This window comes from Pseudoalteromonas sp. SR44-5, from assembly GCF_014163675.1.
Classification (GTDB): Bacteria; Pseudomonadota; Gammaproteobacteria; order Enterobacterales; family Alteromonadaceae; genus Pseudoalteromonas; species Pseudoalteromonas rhizosphaerae.
Genome location: NZ_JACJDT010000003.1, coordinates 55,469 through 74,525, shown reverse-complemented (window position 1 = coordinate 74,525; position 19,057 = coordinate 55,469). Strand labels below are relative to the sequence as shown.

Annotated in this window: 7 protein-coding genes and 1 pseudogene; 7 read left to right on the top strand and 1 reads right to left on the bottom strand. The window is 41.4% G+C overall.

Features of this window, described 5'->3' with window-relative positions:
* Positions 1–8 precede the first annotated feature (8 nt).
* From uxaC to H5154_RS02390, 5 genes and pseudogenes are all read left to right on the top strand, one after another.
* Entirely contained in the window at positions 9–1,457 is a 1,449-nt protein-coding gene (gene uxaC, locus H5154_RS02410) for a glucuronate isomerase (protein ID WP_182717267.1), read from the top strand.
* A gap of 49 nt (positions 1,458–1,506) precedes the next feature.
* A complete protein-coding gene (locus tag H5154_RS02405; RefSeq protein ID WP_182717266.1) occupies positions 1,507–4,056 on the top strand; it encodes a glycoside hydrolase family 88 protein in 2,550 nt (849 codons plus the stop codon).
* Between the two features lie 106 nt (positions 4,057–4,162).
* Positions 4,163–5,377, top strand: coding sequence for a glycoside hydrolase family 105 protein (locus H5154_RS02400; protein ID WP_259398437.1), 1,215 nt, complete (start codon positions 4,163–4,165; stop codon positions 5,375–5,377).
* Positions 5,378–5,380: 3 nt separating this feature from the next.
* Positions 5,381–7,048 (top strand): annotated as a pseudogene (locus H5154_RS02395) (glycoside hydrolase 43 family protein).
* A 6-nt stretch (positions 7,049–7,054) separates the two neighbouring features.
* Positions 7,055–8,011, top strand: a complete 957-nt coding sequence (locus tag H5154_RS02390) for an alpha/beta hydrolase (RefSeq protein ID WP_182717264.1) — start codon at positions 7,055–7,057, stop codon at positions 8,009–8,011.
* Positions 8,012–8,080: 69 nt separating this feature from the next.
* Here the strand turns inward: H5154_RS02390 and H5154_RS02385 are convergent, their stop codons facing one another.
* Positions 8,081–9,508 (bottom strand): polysaccharide lyase family 1 protein, encoded by a 1,428-nt coding sequence (locus H5154_RS02385; protein WP_182717263.1) that lies wholly within the window; start codon positions 9,506–9,508, stop codon positions 8,081–8,083.
* 190 nt (positions 9,509–9,698) lie between these two features.
* Between H5154_RS02385 and H5154_RS02380 the strand changes: the two genes are divergently transcribed.
* Positions 9,699–12,662, top strand: a complete 2,964-nt coding sequence (locus tag H5154_RS02380) for a TonB-dependent receptor (RefSeq protein WP_182717262.1) — start codon at positions 9,699–9,701, stop codon at positions 12,660–12,662.
* A gap of 78 nt (positions 12,663–12,740) precedes the next feature.
* The gene (locus H5154_RS02375) at positions 12,741–18,911 is read left to right on the top strand and encodes a pectinesterase family protein (protein ID WP_182717261.1); all 6,171 of its coding nucleotides are present in this window, start codon (positions 12,741–12,743) and stop codon (positions 18,909–18,911) included.
* Positions 18,912–19,057 lie beyond the last annotated feature (146 nt).

Genomic DNA, 19,057 nt, shown 5'->3' with positions numbered 1-19,057 from the left:
AATCTTCAATGCCGAGCAATATCGAACCTTTAGAATTGCACCCAGATCGTTTATTTTCAAGCGATCCTAGCGTCGTTGCTATCGCTAGAAAGTTATATGAATCAATTAAAGACTTACCGATAGTTAGTCCGCACGGTCACACTGATCCACGTTGGTTTAATGAAAATGAAAACTTTGGCAATGCTACTGAGCTATTTATAAAACCCGATCACTACGTGTTTAGAATGCTCTACAGTCAAGGTATCCCAATGACTGATTTAGGAGTACCTGAGCATGGGCTGCAAGGCGATATGGCTCGTTCAAAAGCAGCTGATCCTGAAAAAGTATGGCAAATCTTTGCTGATAACTATCACCTGTATGCCGGAACGCCAAGTGGCTATTGGTTAGATGCGGTATTTAGTGATGTGTTTGGGTTTACTGAAAAACTTTGCTCGGAAAATGGTCAGCACTATTATCAAAAAATTACAGCTGCGTTAGCAACACCCGAGTTCAAGCCTCATGCACTGATGGACCGCTTTAATATTGAACTAATTGCCACAACAGAAGGTGCACTTGATCAGCTCCCGCACCACCGCGCAATTGCAGGCTCTGCAATGGAAAAACGTGTGATCACCACCTTTAGACCTGATGATGTGGTTGATGCTAGCCGTGAAGATTTTATCGACAACGTAATTAAACTTGGTGAGATAACCGACCAAGATACAACAACTTGGCAAGGTTATTTAGCGGCAATTCAAATACGTCGTGATTACTTTCGTATTGAAGGACGTGCAACAGCAACCGATCATGGCCACCCTACTGCATTAACTGCTGACTTACCTACCGCAGAATGTGAAGCATTATTTGAAAAATGTCGAACAGGCCATTCAACAGAGCAAGAGCAAGAATTATTCCGTGGCCAAATGCTCACTGAGCTTGCCGGTATGAGCATTAAAGATGGTTTAGTGATGCAAATTCACCCTGGCGCGCATCGTAATCATAACCAAGCGGTATTTGATCAATTTGGCCGTGATAAAGGCTGTGATATTCCAAGCCAAACTGAATACGTTAATGCACTCAAACCACTATTGAGTAAATACGGAAATCACCCTGATCTTAAAATCATCCTATTTACATTAGATGAAACGACCTATAGTCGAGAACTTGCGCCACTAGCGGGTCACTACCCTAGCCTCAAGTTAGGTCCTGCTTGGTGGTTCCATGACAGCCCCGCCGGTATGCTTCGTTTTAGACAGCAAACAACTGAAACAGCTGGTTTTTATAACACCGTTGGCTTTAATGATGACACCCGCGCATTTTTATCAATTCCAGCTCGTCATGATGTTGCACGCCGCGTTGATTGTCGCTATTTAGCAGAGCTTGTAGCAAATCATCAAATTAGCGAAAGTACTGCCCAGACTCTGGCTTATCAACTAACCTATGGGCTAGTGAAAAAAGCATACAATCTCGATAAATAACAATAATAGAGCCACTTAATTTAAGTGGCTCAACCATTGAGGACACACAATGACTTTAAAAACATCACTGTTATCAAAGCGCATTTTGATGGGAACAGCTCTAAGCTCTAGCCTATTATTGATTGCATGCCAAGAACATGCAGATCTTAAAACACCACTGCAAGCGAGCGAAACTAACTCCCTTGGAAGCGCATTAGTTGCTAAAGTGGACATTGTTAATCCATCTTCGTTTAAACGCCCTGACGAGCCTATCTATCTTAGCTATTACGATTTAGGTCTTAGCCAAACTGCTGCTTTAACTGTAAAAACAGCGCAGCAAGTATTACCAAGCCAAGCAGTAGATATTGATTCAGACGGTGAACTTGATGGTGTGTATTTTATTGTCGATTTAAATGATAAACCGATTGAAGTCACCATTACACAGCAAAGTAGCCCATCAATCACAGCACAAACAAAACGTGTTCAAGCTGATCTTGCCCATAAACAAGGTGGTCAATGGCAGCCTCATTCTCGTCCGCCAAAACACCAAGTTGGCACAGGTAAAAAAGAGTATGTAGGCGGTGAATTTAAAAATGTTGATGAGTTAACACCACCAGATTATTACACCGATCATTCAAATTGGATCCGTTATGAAGGCCCAGGTATTGAGTCGGATAAAGTCGGTTACCGTTTTTATCTAGATTGGCGTAATGGTTTTGATATTTTCGGCAAATTAACAACACAACCTGTGCTACATACTGTCGGCCTTGATGGTTATTCTTCGTATCATGACAAACAAGACTGGGGCATGGATATCCTTAAAGTGGGTAAGTCTTTAGGTGCTGGCGGATTTGGTTTGATGGGTAGTAATGATGAGCTGGAACATGTATCTGATGTTAGCAAACGTACAGCACGGATTATTGAAAATGGCGATTTACGCGCCAGTATACAAATTGAGTATCAAGGCTGGCAAAACAGCTATCAACAGCAAGATTTAATAGCCAATATTAGTATGCACGGCGGCTCACGTTTGGCACATGTAGAACTGAACACTGATAAAGATTTGCCTAATTTAGTGGCCGGTGTGGTCAAACACCCAGATACTGAGTTTATTCAAGGTGATCTGGATGCAATGAGTAATTATGGCTATAGCTATATTGCCAGTTGGGGCAATCAGAGTTTAGATAAATCAGCTTTAGGTATGGCGGTATTTTTTAAAAAAGGTGATGTTATTGATGTACGCCAAGACAAAAATAACTACCTTGCAGTGCTTAAACCTAAAGGGCAAAATACACTGCATGCTGATTACTATTTTGCCTCTGTTTGGCAACCTGAAAGTGGTATCAACGATAAAGAAAGCTTTATTGAGTACCTTGATCAACAAGCTGAAAGATTGACAATTAAACCACGCATTACTTTGCATACCACAGTTACAGCAAAAAAAACGACGCAACCGCTTAATGATAAAATAGCCCTTGAATGGGCCCGCGCCCTTGCCGATTCAGAGCTGAAAAGAAAAGCACTAGGCTATCATGCCAATGGCTGGGATGTGAACCGTAAGCGCAGCCCAAAGTTTGAATACGACATTATCGGCTTACAGCCATATGCTTACTACCAATTAGGGATGGCAACTGATGAGCAAACTTATAAGAATGTGATTGCCCAAGTTACTGGTAGCTTTATTGATCAACAAGGCAAAATCACCGCCTATAAACAAAGCAATTTTAACATTGATAACATTCCGCCTGGGCGTAATCTTATCCAGCTATACCAAGATACCCAGCAGCAACAATATTTATCTGCCGCAAAAGCTTTACGTGCACAATTACAGTTACAGCCACGTACATCACAAGGCGCATTTTGGCACAAAAACAAATATCAACATCAAGTGTGGCTAGATGGCGTTTATATGGGTATGCCGTTTTTAGCCCAGTACGGTAGCTTATTTGAAACGGGCCATCAGCAACAAGAAACCTTCGCCGAGGTTGTAAACGAATTTAAGCTCACTCGTGAAGCACTACGCGATCCAAAAACAGGGTTGTACTATCACGGTTGGGATGAATCTAAACAGCAAACATGGGCGAATAAACAAACCGGTGTTTCCGCAGAGTTTTGGGGCCGTGGTATGGGTTGGCTCGCTATGGCGGTGGTTGATGTACTCGATTACATCCCAGCAAAAAACACAGAGCAACGCGATACCTTACTCGCTATGGTAAAAGAGTTGGCCACTGATATTGCCAAAGTTCAAGATACTGATACTGGCACATGGTGGCAAGTTTTAGACAAACCAACGGCTTTAGGTAACTACCAAGAATCAACTGCAACAGCCATGTTTGCTTACTTTTATGCAAAAGCACTTAATAATGGCTATATCGATGCTGATTATCAAGACACTGCCCTTGCAGCGTATCAAGGTTTACTTAACCAATTTACATTAGTACATAGCGATGGCACGGTAAGTATGACAAACCAATGCTATGTTGCAGGCCTTGGCTTTGGTCGTGATGGTAGTTATCACTATTATATGAGCGAGCCGGTCAGCAAAAATGATCCTAAAGGAAATGGTCCCTTCATTCTAGCAAGCCTTGAAGTAGCAAAGCTTCTAGCTGGTAACAACTAACCAGCCATAGATTATTCAGCCGGAAAGCAAAGTCCATCGCATTTTGCTTACCGGCCAAAACTCACTTCCCTTCAACAACATCAGCACACTAAGCTCATAAGGATTTATGATGCGTATAATCAAAATCAATAAAAACAGCGTAAATAAAAATATTTTTTCATTTTTGCTCTGCTGCTTATTCTGCTCAATAATGAATGTGTCTGCGCAAAATAATAACAACTCTCTGAGCTATGCCGTGCAAATGGCTAACTCTGAGATGATCCGTAATCCACAGGCCTACACCATTGATTGGCGCACTGAACCGCGCTGGGATTACACCCATGGCTTAGTATTACTGTCATTTGCCAAGCTCTATCAGCATCAACCAGAACAACGCTATTTCAATTACATTAAAGAATATGTAGACGCGTTAGTAATGGAAGATGGCAGTATTAAAACCTACGTAATGAGCAAATATAATCTCGATATGCTCAATGCCGGCAAGTTACTGTTTTTTATGTTTGATGAAACAAAAGATCGTAATTATCGTCTTGCCCTCGATACTTTATATGCACAGTTCAAATTACAACCTCGCACAATTGATGGTGGCTTTTGGCATAAAAAACGCTATACCTCGCAAATGTGGCTTGATGGTTTATATATGGCAGCGCCCTTTTATGCCGAATATATCCGCCGCTTTGGGACAGTCGATCAGTATGATGATGTTATAAAACAGTTTGAATTAATTGAACAACATACTTATCGCAGTGACACCTCTCTACCTGTACATGGCTGGGATGAATCTAAACAACAGCGTTGGGCTGATAAAAAAACCGGACAATCACCTAATCATTGGTCGCGCTCTATCGGTTGGTACGCCATGGCAATGGTTGATGTATTAGATCAACTACCGAATGATCACCCTAAAAAAGCGTGGCTATCACAGCGCTTTAATACATTGATAGATAACATGTTAAAGCTGCGTTCTGACTCCGCTGTATGGTATCAAGTTACAGATAAAGGTGAATTAGACGGTAATTATTTAGAATCCTCTGGCAGTGCTATGCTCAGCTATGCGATTGCAAGAGGTGTTAATCAAGGTTACTTGTCTGATAGCTACCAAGTGATTGCAAAAAATACCTTTAATGCTGTAGTTAGCAACTTTATCAAACGTGAAGCAGATAACACCTTATCAATCCAACAAGTATGTGAAGTAGCAGGACTTGGCGGTAAACCATATCGAGATGGCAGCTTTGCTTATTACATCAGTGAAAATGTACGCGCGAACGATCCTAAAGCAGTCGGCCCTTTTATTCTTGCTAGTTTAGAAATGGAGAAATAACCGATGCTAAGCAACAAATACTATTTCTATTTAGCACTTTTTCTCGTTTGCTTAAGTAGCAGCCTAGGTTATGCAAAAGAGTCGCAATTACTATCGTCAACACACACTCAAAGCCCGTGGCAAGCAGATCTAGGTAATGGCGAATATAAAAACCCAATCTTGCATGCCGATTATTCCGACCCGGATGTAGTAGCTGTTAATGGCGATTATTACATGACAGCATCTAGCTTCAACTCTGCACCTGGCTTGCCTATTTTACACTCTACCGATTTAGTCAATTGGCAGTTAATAAATTATGCGCTGCCAATACAGCTGCCACAAGCCCACTTTGCAAAAGTACAACATGGCAACGGCGTATGGGCACCAACAATCCGTTTTCATGATAATAAATTTTGGATTTTTTACCCTGATCCTGATTTTGGTATTTATGTAACCACAACAGATGATCCTGCTGGAACTTGGTCAACCCCACAGCTTATTTTAGCGGGTAAAGGATTAATCGACCCGGCACCTTTATGGGACGACAATGGTAAAACCTACTTAATACATGCATGGGCAAAAAGTCGTGCTGGCTTTAACAATGTACTAACGCTGCGTGAAATGAAAGATGACGCAAGTTGGGTCAGTGATAAATTTACACACATTGTCGATGGTAAAAATCACCCTGGATATCGCACCATTGAAGGTCCTAAATTTTATAAACGTAACGGTTACTACTATATTTTTGCGCCTGCAGGTGGGGTAGATTTAGGTTGGCAATCGGTATTTAGAGCAAAAAAAATTACCGGTCCCTATGAAGCCAAAGTAGTAATGGCGCAAGGTAATTCAGTGATCAACGGTCCTCATCAAGGTGCGTGGGTTCACACCCAATTTGATGAGGACTGGTTTATTCACTTTCAAAGCAAACAAGCGTATGGTCGAATCACCCATTTACAACCTATGCGCTGGGACAATGATTGGCCAATCATAGGCATAGATAAAAATGGTAATGGAACTGGGCAACCGGTTTTACAGCACACTAAACCTAGAAGCAAAATTAACCCACAACCCACCAGCATAGTGAACAATGATGAATTCAACAGCGCTGAGCTAAGCTTATTATGGCAATGGAATGCAAATCCAAGTAACAGCTGGTATTCACTGACAGACAACCCCGGCTTTTTACGCTTACACTCGTAGCAAATTACAGCACAAAACAATACTAATTTATGGTCAACGCCTTCATTGTTACTACAAAAAATTCCCGCAGAGCAATTTGCTTTTACGACCACATTGCAGGTCAACAAAACAAGCTCAGCGAGTTCCTCAGGACTAATTTTATTTGGTGAAGACTATGCATGGATTGGTATCAAAACATCTTCTACTGGCGAACAACAGCTAGTCTATGTGCACTGTTTTAATGCGAGAAAAGGCTGTAAAGAAAGTATCGTAGAGCAACAACCACTGACACAACCCTATCTTGAACTAAAAGTCGTTCTACAACCAGGCGCCACAGCCATTTTTAGTTATAGAACCGCTGCAAGTGCTGAGTTTCAAATTATTGGTGAACACTTCCAAGCTAAAAAAGGCCGCTGGGTAGGTGCTAAGTTAGGCTTATTTAGCCTGTCGCAAACTCCCGGCGCTAGCAGCTATGCCGATTTTGACTATGCCCGTTACGACACTTTGGATTAAATGAATATGCTAAAACATCAAACGTTGAACTTTTTTGCCGTATTATTGCTCTGTGTTCAGCCATGCATAGCAGCTGATTACACCGTTGAAAATACTTATAAAAAACTAATCAAACACTATCCTCACATGCAGGTGCCCGCAACGACACTTCCTGACTCTGTAATCGCTCATAAAGCACTGGTTTACAAACAAACTAAAACCAGTGCACAGACTTTAGATATTTATCAGCAAACACAGCAAACACAAACGGCGCCTTTGATTATGTTGATCCACGGTGGTGGCTGGCAATCAGGCACCCCCGCATTAATGACAGCACTTGCAATTGCGCTGGTAGAACGTGGTTATGTTGTTGCAACACCCAGTTACCGCCTCAGCGACGAAGCGCCTTATCCTGCAGCAGTTGAGGATTTAGTTAGTGCGTTTCATTGGCTTAATAATAATGCTGCTCAGTATAATATAGACAGCACTAAGATTGCTTTATCGGGCGGCTCTGCAGGTGGCCAATTAGCCGCGCTGTTAGCCTACAGCGGCGGAATTGTTGATAGCAGCGACACTAACTCCAAGCGATTTAATGTCCAAGCGCTGATCAATATAGATGGCTTAAGTGATTTCACGTCTCCAGAAGCACTACCTTTTGAAAACAACTCAGCCAAATCCGTCACTTCAGCCAGCAAGTGGTTTGGGGGTAGGTATGAAACTATCCCACAGCGTTGGCACGACGCATCGCCTATTTTCTATATTGATAAAAACGCGCCTGCAACACTTTTCATTAATAGCTCAGTGCCACGCTTTCGTGCAGGTAGAGACAGCGCAATACAAAAGTTGCAACAGTTGCATATACCCAGTGAAGTTTACCAGTTTGATGATGCGCCGCATTCATTTTGGTTATTCCAGCCGTGGTTAACGCCTACGACCAGTGTTATTGATGACTTTTTAACAGCACAATTTGCTAAAACTCGTTGATCATTATTGTTGTTAAAATTAAAGCCTTGATGAGTTAATGGTTATTTTAAGTCATCAAGGCTTTCTTTGTTAGTCGCTAAGCGAATTTAAGTACTGCTGCAAAACCTGCGCTGTAGTTGCATTTTTTAATTGCAGCTGATGCTGTTTGAACCAATCATCCGCAACACCATCTTCATTAGCATCAACGATTGCAGGAACCCCTGTAAATTCCTGTTTATATGCATCCCAATTACCAATTAGCTCAAACTCATGATCAATCAAACCATTTTTCTTTATCGCGACACTATCAGCGAGCTGTTGATAAACAAGCGTATCAATACTGTCATGGAAATAGCCATGTGCATTACGACTTGCTCCTATATGTTGCCCTTTAATGGCATCACAAAATGCTTGCTTTGCACTAACATAAACCATGGTTGTTTGCATGGGTGATGTAATGATTGGTTTATCACTTAACCACTGGCTATTTTCATCACTGATAGTGCGTTTTGCTTTGACTGCTTTGCGATAATTTACACCTAAATAATTATGCTCAGTCAGTTGTGGGTTATTCTCAAGTACATTTCCCATAATATATGCCTGATTTTCTTTGATCTCTGAGGAATACCAAATATCAGCAAACTGCATGATCTTACTTGCTTTACCTGGTTTATAATAATTGTTGATCAAGTTAAAACGACCATTTTCTGATCCATAAACATTATTATGTCCCCAGTTAAAAATAATATTATTGATAAGCTCAACAAACTCTTCATCTTGTGCATACGGTGATTTAAGTCTATGACCATTGAGCCTAGGCGTTCTACTGGCATGATTGGCAATTATATTATTAATAAAGCTCGCATTTGCCCCGCCCCAAATGCCACCATAGCCATGATCGCCTTTAGGGTGAATTGAATGGCTTAAACTATGTGAAATAATGGAATTTTGTAATGTAAAGTTACGGTTATTATAGAAACTCGCAGTTTCATCCACTGACCAACTCAATGAACAATGATCAATAATGACATTCTCACTGTTACGCACCGTTAATGAATCATCAGCATAGCCAAATGTACCTAAGCGAAAGCGCATATAGCGGATAATCACATTATCTGCGGATGAGACCGTCACAGGAGCACCAACAATGGCAATCCCACCTGGCGAACTTTGCCCCGCGATGGTTATATTACCATGTGATATTTTAAGTTCCCCTGCCAATTTGATCACACCTGATACCGCAAATACGACAGTGCGAGGATGTTTTTGCACAATTGCATAGCGAAGGCTGCCTGGTTGGGGCTTATCTAAATTATCTTCCAATGTAGTCACTCTATAAAGCGTGCCATTAACTCCCCCTGTTGCGTATTTACCAAATCCTTTTGCCGTTGAAAAAGCCAATGTTGTATTGACTTGTGCAGCGTATAAATTAGTCGAAACAAAAACCGTCAACACAGTAATGATGCTTAGTATTACGATATTGAGATAGTTTAAATTATTATTCTTCAGAACTTGCATAATGTTCCTTGGCTATTTCGTTTTTAATGCTGGTTAAAATAAAAAATTGTCAATATGTAAATTGACAGTTTCATTAATACAGTGTTAACTTCATGTTATTCCATTTTGCCACCGGTGGCAAGTTGGGATTTGAATCAACGGGAATCGCATATCTTGCACACACAATTATAAGCCTGAAAAAGGAACAAAGATGAAGAGCATGAGATTAAGCACGATCGCAGCAGCATTAATGGTAGCTATGCCACTTTATGCGCAAACAACTGATCCTGCACAGCCAAAGGTAGAGAATGACAAACCAACAACAAGCGCCGAGAAAACAGCAGCTAAAAAAACCGTAGAAGCTGAAGATGATATTGAAATCATTGCTGTAACAGGCGTTTATCAAGCAGATTTAAAAGCACGTGCCATGGAGCGCGATGCTAAAGCGTTTAGCTCAGTGATTGCCACGGATGACATGGGAAACTTTGTTGATCAAAATGTCGCAGAGTCATTACGCCGTATTCCTGGTGTCACTTTAGAGCGCAGTGAAGGTGAAGGAAAATACATTGCAGTACGGGGGTTAGGTCCTAAATTCGTATCGGTGAGCATGAATGGTGCAGAACTATCTGGTGCGGGTGATGAACGTAAAATTGGCCTTGATGGTATCACTAGTGATTCATTAGGAGCCATTGAAGTATTTAAAACCCTTACCCCTGATATGAATCTAAATTCGATAGGTGGCGCAGTAAACGTCAAAGCTATCTCAGCATATGACCGTGGTAAAAACACCCTAAAAATGAAGCTGCAAGATTCATACAGTGAAATCAGAGAAGAACACTCGCCGAAGTTTAGCCTTGATGGCACACAGCTATTCTTAGACGAAAAAATAGGCGTTGGTTTTGCACTTTCTTATGAAGATAGGAAAACTCAAGTAGATGAGGTACGCCATCATAGCACTCGAGAATTAAACTTTTTACAAGGTGGCATTGGCCTCAGTGAAGAGCAATTAGGTGTTGCACCAGAAATATTGATCCCCGCGCAACTCGAAAACCGCCGTGAAATTGCTGATCGAACACGTACCACCGCAACTTTAAATGTTGAGTTTAAGCCAACCGCAGACAGTTTTTATTACATTCGTGGTAACTACTCTAATTACACTGATGATGACGTTGCACAAAGAGAGTTTTATAACTTTTATAATGGCGACCAAGCCGATGAAATTATTTATGTAAATGCTGATACAAAAGAGTTTGCCCTGTCTGATATCGATATTTATAACCAATTTTTCATTCAAGAAGGTGAAACGACTACAACCAATTACAGTATCGGTGGTGAAAACTATATTACCGACACTTTACGCGTAGATTATGAATATGCGTATTCAAAAACAGATGATAAATCAGTGTGGGATCGCCGAGTTCAGTTTCGTGAGCGTGAGAATATCGTTTACGGTCAAGCAACTAAAAACAATATTGTTGCACAGGTGCTAACTCCTGAAGAAGCTGCTGCCCTAGGTGGTTTTGCGTTAGATCCAGATAATGATGTTTTTGCCGGTGAAGCCGATGGTGATATCAGCGATTTATCAAATATGGAATACGACAACTTATTTATGGAAGACAGTGTCCGCACTGATGAAGTCACTAGTATCAAGTTAAACTTACAAAAAGACTTTGATTTTGAGTACCTTAATTTCATTAAAATTGGTGGCACTTATAACGAACGCGAACACTTCCGTGATAAAGATCGCTGGAGCTATGCAATAAACCCTCTCGATTGTGGAACGGATGAAACCTGTATTACAGTCGCCAACTCAAATGTTACTGATTATAACTTTGCGGTTCCTGAGGGTGGCTTATTTACCTATCCTTTTGTTAGCAACGAAGACCTTGAGTACATAGTTGACTCAACTAAAATTACGCGCGACAGTGCCACCGGTGGCGAGGTGTCAATTGACAGCACCAAAGAAGACTATACCTTATACGAAGATACCTACGCAGCTTATATTATGACTGAGCTGCAGCTATCAGAGCAGGTCAGTGTTATTACCGGTGTACGCTATGCACATACCGAATTTTCATCAACTGGTTATATGTCATTATCAAATGATGATTGGAATTTTGGCGGTGATCACACCTTAGATATTTCGGTACCTTTACCTGAAGCATCTATTACCTACAGTGAATTTTTTCCAAGTATGCATATACGCTACGAACCAAATCCTGAAATGTTGGTTCGTACATCACTGTGGACTAGTTATACCCGCCCTTCGTTTAAGCAAGCGCGTGGTTATGCGCGTTTTGATAGTGATATTAGTTTATGTGATCCAACGACTAATGAATGCTACAACTCACCAGATGGACAAAGCGCAATTGATTTACAAGGCTATATTTTAGGGCCAGACAATGCGTTACAAGTAGGTAACCCAAATTTGGTGGCAATGACTTCGGATAACTTTGACGCTTCGTTTGGCTGGTATCCATCAAAAGAGTTATTTATGGAAGCTGCAGTATTTTACAAAAATATTGATAACTTCATCGTCGATGTCACCGGTATTCAAATGAGCATAGATGAGCTCCCGCTTACTTTACCTGTAAACCAAGTATCTGATTTTGCAATTCCTCAAGATCTTGCTCTAAATCAGGTTGATATCACCCTCAATGGTGATAAAGCCACAGTCTACGGGATTGAGCTTAGTTACAATCAGTTCTTCGAAAATGGCTTATTTTGGCAAAGTAATATGACCTTTGTAAAAAGTGAAGCCGAACTCGACGCCACTATTCGTCAAGACAAAATGCAGCTACCAGGCCAAGCAGATATCACCGGTAACATTGCTGTTGGTTGGGAAGATGAGACTTTCTCGTTACGCCTAATTAGTAATTACCGCTCAGATATCCTTGAAGAGGTTGGCTCTTGTCCAGTATCAGCTTCTGTATCAGACCCACATACCTGTAAGTCATGGGCTGATATATACCAAGACGATATCTTAACCTTTGATATAAAAGTGAAATATGATTTTACGAAAAGCCTCAGCGTGTATTTTGACGCGATTAACTTAACCGATGAAGCAGATTTACGTTATTTCAAAGGTAATGATTTATCCGGTGGTGAAATCCTCTATCAACGTGAAGATTATGGTCGTACGTTCCAGTTAGGTATGAATTATAAATTTTATTAACAGCTACTAATAATGAAAAACGTTAATTTCACACACAATTAACGCGTTAATGACGCGCTTTCATCCTTGGAGGGATGCATGAATAATACAATAAAAATACCATCGTGTTTGCTGATCACCGCGATCTTAGCAGGCTGCGGTGAAGATAGTTCTATCAATGTCAAAGAAGCCCCGTTACCACCAATGCAAGGGGTATTTGTTGACAGCCCTGTTGCTGGTTTAACCTACAACAGCCCATCAATAAGCAATGGTGTAACAAACGCAAATGGACAATTCGATTACTTTAGAGGTGAAGCTATCGATTTCTCAATTGGTGCACTTACCTTCCCTACGGTCTCTGCCGCCAATGTATTAACTCCACTTGCTTTATTTTCGACAGATACCGTGTTTCATCCTGCTGTTATTAATAGTTTGCGTTTATTACAGTCACTAGATGTTGATGGTGATCCTAGCAATGGCATCACCATCAGCGAGCAAGCAGCACAAGCAGCCGTTATGACTTTAGCCGAAGGACAAACGATTACGGACTATTTTAGTAGCGATGAGTTTGAGGCAAACGTTAATGCGTGGCTCGCTGATGCAGGCTCAGCTAATAATACCTTAATTCCAGCTGATCAAGCGATTGTGCACTTTGTTGATTTTATTTTTAAGCAATACAACAGCACCCAACCTTTAGCATTTAATACTGCCGATTTTAGCGGAACATTGTATAACCCATTAGTACAAGGCAGTGAGGCAAGTATTGCACAGTTGATATTAACACCCGTTGATGAAGCAAACCTTAGTGGCACATTCAGCCAAGTAGTGGATGGTAGCGAAACAGTAACAGGCAATTATTCGTTTTTATTTGGTAATCGCGTACTTGCACTGACCTCAGGTGAAGGCGAATCAGCTACCACAGAGTATATAATTTCTCGTTCCCATAATACGGTTAATAATACCTATAGTGTTTGTGCCACCATCGATCCAAGTGCATTGGCAACACTGGTGCTTACTTGTGATAGTAATGATGATGCTAAAAACAATATTTTAGTGTTCTCCGAACAACAAGCTCAAGAAGAGTTAATCAAACTCAACGATTTAGCTCAGCAAGCTGGTTTAGCCTTAATTGAAGAGTTTGATACTGACACTGAAACATTTTTCTCATCGAGCTATAAAAGCTTATCGGATGAGCAAGGCAGCGGCCCGTTATATTTTAAAAGTGGCGGTAGTGCAAAAATTGACGATGTAGCAGGCCAACTAATTCTTGAAGGCGACCGTATTACCATCGGTAATACCCTGCCCGGCAAAGAATCAACAGCGACTGATAGCTCAGGTGTGGGGATTTATAATTTAAGCGAAGGGTTTACCATTAGCTTTGATGTTGTTTCTCATAATAGTGCTGGTGGATTATCGCTTTATGTTGATAATAATACTGCCAGTCAAAGTAATTCAGTGCATGGCGGTGCTTCAAAGTTTTATGGTAAAGACATAAACGAAACCAACACCCCTGCAGGTCAACGGTTTTCATATACCTACATTCCAGGCGAAGATGTAAATACTGGCCCTGATCTGACTCATGTCGATGCCCGCGGTATTTTAAATCCTGAGATTAAAAATTCATATTTCCAAATACGCACTGATTCAGCGGCAATGATTGTCATTGATAACTTAACCATTGAAACAGTGGCAACCGACGTACCAGATGTTGAACCACCGGTTGAACCACCGATTGATCCTCCTGTGGAAGGTGAGATCCCAACAGTAGAATTACCAATTACCACTGACTTTACCGCACTTACTGCGGATATTTTCTCTGTTGATCATCAAAAAATTATTGATGCAAACGGCGATGAAATCCCCATGTTTAGCAAAACAGGCGGCTCAGTCACTGTGATTGATACTGGATTAGAACTCAATGGAGGTCGTTTCACATTAGGTAACACCACCCCAGGTATTGAAACAGCAGCAACGGATACCACCACCAGTGGAGCGCTGGATTTGTCTCGTCCTTATCAAGTGGTGATGGATATTGTCAGTATAAGTGACCCTGAAGGTGATAATAAATTCCAAATTTATGTGGATAACAACTCATCAAGCAGTTCTAAATCAATCCATGGTAATGACTCACGTTTTTATAATGAATTGATCAACTCGCTTACTGCTGGTCAAACTTTAACAGTACCCGGAAAGCTTGCGACTAAAAACTCATTTTTACAGTTACGTACCGAAACAGGCGGCACTGTGGTTATCAATAACCTCAGAGTTGAGTATGTTAAAGATCCATCTGTATTTAGCTGCACGGATGCACCTGAACTGTATTTTTGTGATGACTTTGCCAATGGTGATTTAAATAATTGGCAAATTTTAGCCAAGCCAGATAACACTGAAGCCCCAATGGGTGAGTTTGATGTACTTGATATCATGGGTAATAACATGATGCGATACACCGCAGGCGGTGCTGGGGGCGAGCTAATTTTAGCCACTGAAGAAGCTATGGCAAACGTGCCTTCGACAGGTAACTACTTTGTTGAAGCGAAAATTCGCCCGCGCCAGAACTCTACCACGGCCAATAAGCAGATCTTTTTGATGGCACGCTATTTAAATGCCGGTAATTGGTACGCCGGTGGCTTAAATGTGCAAAACTCATCAAGCAGTACGCAAGTGGAAGTTGCCGTTAGTAGCGAAGGGTCGATTGCGCGTCCAGTGCAAACAAAATCACCAATCTTACTCGGTGAAAAAGGCGCTACAGAAGACGGCGTTTGGTACACCACTCGATTTGAGATGATTGATGATCAACTTACCGTATACTTAGATGGTGAGAAAATGGGCTCTGCGACTGATACCAGCTATACAGCGCGTGGCTTAATTGGTGTGTTTACGAATAATCGTTCGTTTGAAATTGATGATGTAAAAGTGGGCGACCCTAGTATCAAGCCAATTCAGTTAACCCTTGATTACAAAGAGCCTAATTGGGACACAAGTACCAGTATGGATCCATTGTTGATCAACGTTACAGCGATTAAAAACGACGGTATCACAGCCGACACCTACACGGTCACTTCAAGCAATGAAGCAGTGGTGAGCGTTACAATCGATGCAAATACGATCACCCTTACACCGATTGCTGCAGGCGATGCAATGATCACATTTGTATCGGATTCAGACCCAAGTATTACCCGTACTATTAAAGTCTCTGTTGCAGAAGGCTTTGTTATGCCAACTGCTAACTATGGTGATTTAACAGCTAAAGTAATGCCAGCGATTGCTAGCGATAACCAATTTGTTGATACCCAATTATCGCTTACTTTTGATAACGCCCCTACCTTTGGTAGTTTAGGTGAAGTTCGTATTTATAAGCAAAACGACAACACCCTAGTTGATACCCTCAAAGTGGGTAAAAATGTCGATGTGATAGGCTACACCGGCCAGGATAAAGTCCGCTCTGTGTACTACTACCCGCTCACAATTGAAGGCAATACCTTAACCATTAAACCGCATAATAATGTGCTTGAATATGGCCATACTTATCGTGTTGTCATTGGTGATGATGTGGTATTAGGCGCACAACTCAACGGTACTGATTTTATTGGCCTCGGTGATAATAGCCAATGGACGTTCACCACTAAAGTGACAACGCCGGCAAGCAATCAACTATTGGTTGATGATGACGGTGTAGCTGACTTTAGAACCGTGCAAGGTGCACTTAACTTTGCAATGGCAAATCTTGCTAAAGATGAGCAAACCACCATTTCAGTCAAAGATGGTGTATATAATGAACTGCTATTCTTACGTAATAAAAATAACGTAACTATACAAGGGCAAAGCCAAGACAATACTATTATTCAGTACGAAAACTTCGAAACACTCAATGGTGGCTCAGGTGGCAGTGCGCCTGTAGGTTCTGGCACACCGGGTGGCGGTCGTGGTGTATTCTTAGTTGAAGGTGCGGATATGTTAGTGATCAACAACCTAACATTGAAAAACACGCATTTGCGTAACAAGGTTGATTCAAACCAAGCTGAAACAATTTACTTTAATAGTAATGGTCGTTTAGTGGCTAATAATGCCAGCTTTATTAGCGAACAAGATACCCTATTACTGAAAGGTTATAGCTGGTTCTACAACAGCTTAGTTGCTGGTAATGTTGACTTTATTTGGGGCTACCCAGTTACCGCATTATTTGAAAGCAGTGAAATACGCACTATAGGTGACTCTAAAGACAATGACCCAACGAAAGACACCTCTGGAGGCTATGTATTACAAGCACGCGTACCTGTGCAAACAGATCCTGGCTTTATCTTTTTAAACAGTAGTTTTACTCATGGCCCAGGACCAATTGGCAATGATGTGTTAGATAATTCAACCTATATTGCACGCAGTGGTGGCAGTGACACATATTTCGATAACATAACGCTTATCAATAATAAGTTTGATACCCACATTGCAACCTCAGGTTGGGCTGTGCAAGGTGTTAACAGTCAACCTGCACCAAATCCAGAAATTGCAACGGCTACCAGTGGCTGGCGCGAGTATGGCAGCATGGATTTAGCAGGTAATGCCCTTGATTTAAGTGCCCGTGTTGGCGGTTACATTATGCAAGACAGCGACGTGGTTAACTTACTTGAGCGTAATGCTATTTTTGCAAGCTTTAATGATGGCCAAGGTTGGACACCAGAACCACTAGCAATCCCAATCTTGCCAGATGAGCCAATTGCAATAACACCGGTGAATAATAGTCTGGGTTTTGCTGGTTATAATTTTAACCTAACCGGTGGCGAAGGTGGAACAGTCGTGACCGTAGATAATGGCACAGCGCTTAAATCGGCTTTAGCACAAGCAAAATCATCAGGTGTTCCAGTGACTATTTATGTCGACGGTGTCATTACTGATGCAAACAGTGGCGGCGATAATTCTTCTATCGAAATTAAAGATATGGATAATATCTCAATCATTGGTGTGGCAGATCGTGGTGAGCTAAGTGGTATCGGCATTGCTATTCGTCGTGCTAATAACATCATTATCCAAAACTTAAAAATCCATGAAGTACTTACCGGCGGTAAAGATGGTATTTCGATTGAAGGTGATGAAAATAAACCTACCGCGAATATCTGGATTGATCATAACGAACTCTATTCATCGTTAAATGTTGATCAAGATTATTATGATGGTTTAATCGATTCTAAATCGGGTGCTGAAAACATTACCATTTCATATAACTATATTCACGATAGCTGGAAAACGTCACTCCATGGTCACAGTGATGATGACTCGAGCAGCAACAAGAATCGTCATATTACCTTTCACCATAACCGCTTTGAAAACATCATATCGCGTGTTCCGTTGTTTAGATTTGGTCTAGGCCATATATTCAACAACTATTATAACAATATCACCTCTAGCGCGATTAACTCACGAATGGGCGCAGAGCTACATATTGAGAATAACTACTTTGAGCATACTAAAAATCCTGTGGTCTCTTTTTACTCAAAAGTAATTGGTTATTGGAATACCTCTGGTAACTACCTAGGTGAAGGCGTTACTTGGGGTGATGTGGCTGACGGCGATGTGGCAGCAGAGGTTACTGCTACAGGTATGACACCCACCAGCTCATACCAAGCACCTTACGAGTATAAGTTAACTCCAGTAATGGACGTTAAAGCGCATGTTATTGGCCATGCCGGTATTGGTAAAATAGATCAAAGCGATTTAGACATCCCAGACATTGCAGCGCCAAGTGAGCCACCTGTGCAACAGCCGCTTGGTTTACCATTTACTGAAAATTTTGCCGCAGCAAATGCTGACGAATTTTTTAGTAATAGCTACCGCGACCTATCAGGTTTAGCGGGTACGGGGACCCCGCTGTTTCATCGTGTCACTGGCACAATCGATGTATCCGCTGGGCAACTAACCATGACAGGTGCACGTATTAGCATTGCCAATACCACCCCTGCGGTGAATACCACCTCAGCGGATGCAAGCACAACGGGTCTACTTGATTTAAGTAACAACTATCAAGTGAGCTTTAAAGTCGCGGCTGTAGCAGGTAACACCGCAAAAAGCTTCCAAATATATGTAGATAACAATACCTCAGGTAGCGCTAATTCGATCCATGGCGGCTCTTCAAAGTTTTATTCAGTAAAACTTGAAGAGCTCGTCCCTGGTCAAACGTACACAGTCGATGGGTTGGTAGCCACAGCAACCTCATTCATCACTCTCAGAACGGAAAGTGAAGCAACCATCACATTGGATGAGATAACCATTCAGTAGTTGTAATGAGAGCAGCCAAGCGCTGCTTTAAGACAATTTGATAGTTACCAATACCCTTGCCCCGCACAGCAAGGGTATTTTTTTATCCATATCATTCCTTTCTCTTTGCGCAACAAAATCTTCAAGTTAATAATTCACAAAGAGAT

Excerpts from the sequence above, each read along its gene's own strand:
- uxaC (WP_182717267.1), top strand. The coding sequence starts at position 9 with ATGCCGAGCAATATCGAACCTTTAGAATTGCACCCAGATCGTTTATTT.
- H5154_RS02405 (WP_182717266.1), top strand. The coding sequence starts at position 1,507 with ATGACTTTAAAAACATCACTGTTATCAAAGCGCATTTTGATGGGAACA.
- H5154_RS02400 (WP_259398437.1), top strand. The coding sequence starts at position 4,163 with ATGATGCGTATAATCAAAATCAATAAAAACAGCGTAAATAAAAATATT.
- H5154_RS02390 (WP_182717264.1), top strand. The coding sequence starts at position 7,055 with ATGCTAAAACATCAAACGTTGAACTTTTTTGCCGTATTATTGCTCTGT.
- H5154_RS02385 (WP_182717263.1), bottom strand. The coding sequence starts at position 9,508 with ATGCAAGTTCTGAAGAATAATAATTTAAACTATCTCAATATCGTAATA.
- H5154_RS02380 (WP_182717262.1), top strand. The coding sequence starts at position 9,699 with ATGAAGAGCATGAGATTAAGCACGATCGCAGCAGCATTAATGGTAGCT.
- H5154_RS02375 (WP_182717261.1), top strand. The coding sequence starts at position 12,741 with ATGAATAATACAATAAAAATACCATCGTGTTTGCTGATCACCGCGATC.